The sequence below is a fragment of the Psychroflexus sp. MES1-P1E genome, from assembly GCF_002836055.1.
In the GTDB taxonomy this organism is placed as follows: domain Bacteria; phylum Bacteroidota; class Bacteroidia; order Flavobacteriales; family Flavobacteriaceae; genus Psychroflexus.
Genome location: NZ_PJBS01000235.1, coordinates 1 through 2,619, shown reverse-complemented (window position 1 = coordinate 2,619; position 2,619 = coordinate 1). Strand labels below are relative to the sequence as shown.

The window sequence follows — 2,619 nt, the reverse complement described above, 5'->3', positions numbered from 1 at the left end:
CTGCCAACTTATCATTTTGATAAGGAAGCGCTTGTGTACTACCAAACAATGAAAATTGTGCGTATGAAGAGCCGTATGATGGGAGACTATCACGTACGGTTCTGTGAGAGGTTTAGGGGTGAGATTCCCCTTTACCTACTCGTCGTTTTTATTCTTTTATCATTTCTTCTACAATAGCATCTACATGTATCATAGCTGTATCTAAAAGGTACATATCCTTAAAATCCTTTTGACTTAAAATTAATGAAAGTTCAGTTCCTCCTATTATTAAACCTTCAATTGAGTGTTTATCTCTAAGATTTTTAGCGATTTTAATTAAGTGCAGTTTTGTGTCTTCTCTAATATCCTTGTAGATTAATTCATTCATATATTTATCATGAATATAATCTATCTCATTGTTGCTAGGTATAACTATATCCAAACCAAATTTAGTCCCTGTTTTTTGATAAAAATCATTTGTCATTGTCGATTTTGTTCCAAATAATCCAACAGTTTTAAGATTCATTTTTTGAGCTTTCTTACAAGTTTCCTCAACAATACTTATCATTTGCAAGTCAATCCTATCCATCAGTTTGTCATATACAATGTGTGGTGTATTTGATGCTATAGCTCCAAAATCTACTCCTGCCTTTTGTATATAATTAGTATTTTTTTCAAGAAAATCAATAAGTTTATTATAATCTTGATTGACAACATAGTCAATCATCTCTGTCATATCAACATTTTTTATTATAAAATCAGGATAAGAGTTTGACTTTGTAATCTCTTGAAATCTCTTTATTATTAATCTATAGTAGGCTATTGTTGATTCTGGTCCAACTCCTCCAATTAATCCAAATTTTTTCACAGTTCTTTTTTTTGTTATTATTTAAGGGAAGAGCATCCGATTAGTCTAATTACTGCCAACGTTGTTGTATATGAAAAGTAGCGGATTAAAAACACTAACCTTTCAAAAAGTAATATACTTAATTAAACGCAAAAACGATTCAGGCTTGCACCTAAACCGCTATTTTTTATATACGTTGTTGGCAACTGGCTTTTTTCCAGTTATTTGGTTTTTTTAATTTCTTCCAGCCATTACTCCTCCATCTGTGTCCCAAATTGCTCCAGTAACCCAAGATGCTTTTTCCGAAAGTAGAAATAAAATACTGTTCGAGATGTCAAAAGGTGTTCCATTTCTTCCAATTGGATGAAATCCATTAAAACCCTCTAATGCTTTTTCAGCTTCTTCTTTCCCTCCAAAAACTCCGTGATAAACAGGTGTATTTACTACTGATGGGGAAACTGCATTGACTCTGATATTATCATCCGCTAATTCCATAGCTAAGTGTTGAGTTAAAGAGTGTAAACCTGCTTTTTGCATAGAATAAGCAGAAGATGGCGTAGCTTTTACAGCTTGTTTTGCCCACATAGAACCTACATTTACTATAGCACCTCCATTTGTGGTTTTCATTTTATTTGCCACACTTTGAGTTATGAAAAAGAAACCTCTATTTAAATCTAAATACGAATTATAATCTTCATTGTGTGTTCCAGAAATGGTTTTGGCCCAAAAATACCAGATGCATTGACTAAATAATCTATATTATCTAATGATTCAATTTCCTTAATCAATGATTTTACTTCTTCGGTATTAGAAATATTTACTTTATGTTTTATCAAGTTATGCATATCAGTTACTTTTTCCACATTTCTACCGACAATATGAACTATAGCTCCATTTTCTAATAAAGCATTTGCTGTTGCATTTCCAATCCCACTTGTACCTCCAATTACTAAGGCTACTTTGTTTTTAAATTCTTTCATTTTTATTTGTTTTAATTACTATACTATATATAGTTGCAAAACTAAGTATAGTTTTATACTTTTGCAATAACGGTCAAAAAGGATAGTTTAATTTTTATCTGAATTATGTATAAATTTAAAGGAAGAGAATACCCTTGTTGTACAAGTTTAACAATGGGAATAATAGGTGGGAAATGGAAAACAGTAATTTTATTCCACTTGTTAAGTGGAAAATTACGGTATAATGAGTTAAGAAAGGAAATGCCAACAGTAACTGAAAGAACTTTAAGTTTACAGTTGAAGACATTGGAAGAAGACGGAATAATTAAAAGAGAGGTTTTTACTTCAAAGCCACCGCTAAAAGTAGAGTACTCCTTGACCGATTTTGGTAAAAGTTTAATTCCGTTAGTGAAATCGATTGCTGATTGGGGTAATTTAGTGGTCGAAAAATATCCTTAGTTGATGTTAGCTCTAGCTTGTTGCCAACGTTGTTGTGTAAGAAACGTAGGGCAGGTGAAAAGCACTTTCGTTTCGGTTTATTACTTAGCTAAATATAAATATTTACCGATAATTTTCTTTAAACCGTCAAATTGTAAATTTGGCGGACTTTATTAATAATCGCAGACCTTTCGATTAAGCACAAACGCCCTATGTTTTTTATACATTGTTAGCTGTAGTACTTTATTCATTTTGTTCAACTTCAGTTACAATTTTAATATTCTCTCCAAATTTATCAATAATATTTTCATCTGTTATTGTGTCTGGAAATGCCATTGCTAAGACTTTTTTAGGTCTAGACATAGCAACATAAATTAATCTTTTCTTTTCATTAGG

General features: G+C 31.4%; 2 protein-coding genes and 1 pseudogene. 1 reads left to right on the top strand and 2 read right to left on the bottom strand.

From position 1 onward, the window contains the following. Positions 1-148: 148 nt before the first annotated feature. Positions 149-847: an aspartate/glutamate racemase family protein gene (locus CXF67_RS09225; protein ID WP_180957942.1), complete on the bottom strand. Its 699-nt coding sequence runs from the start codon at positions 845-847 to the stop codon at positions 149-151. Between the two features lie 213 nt (positions 848-1,060). Beyond that, a pseudogene (locus tag CXF67_RS09220) lies at positions 1,061-1,755 on the bottom strand (SDR family NAD(P)-dependent oxidoreductase). Positions 1,756-1,911: 156 nt separating this feature from the next. Here CXF67_RS09220 and CXF67_RS09215 point away from each other — a divergent pair. Beyond that, complete coding sequence (locus CXF67_RS09215) at positions 1,912-2,244, top strand: winged helix-turn-helix transcriptional regulator (RefSeq protein WP_102088490.1); 333 nt, start codon at positions 1,912-1,914, stop codon at positions 2,242-2,244. Positions 2,245-2,619 lie beyond the last annotated feature (375 nt).

Excerpts from the sequence above, each read along its gene's own strand:
- CXF67_RS09215 (WP_102088490.1), top strand. The coding sequence starts at position 1,912 with ATGTATAAATTTAAAGGAAGAGAATACCCTTGTTGTACAAGTTTAACA.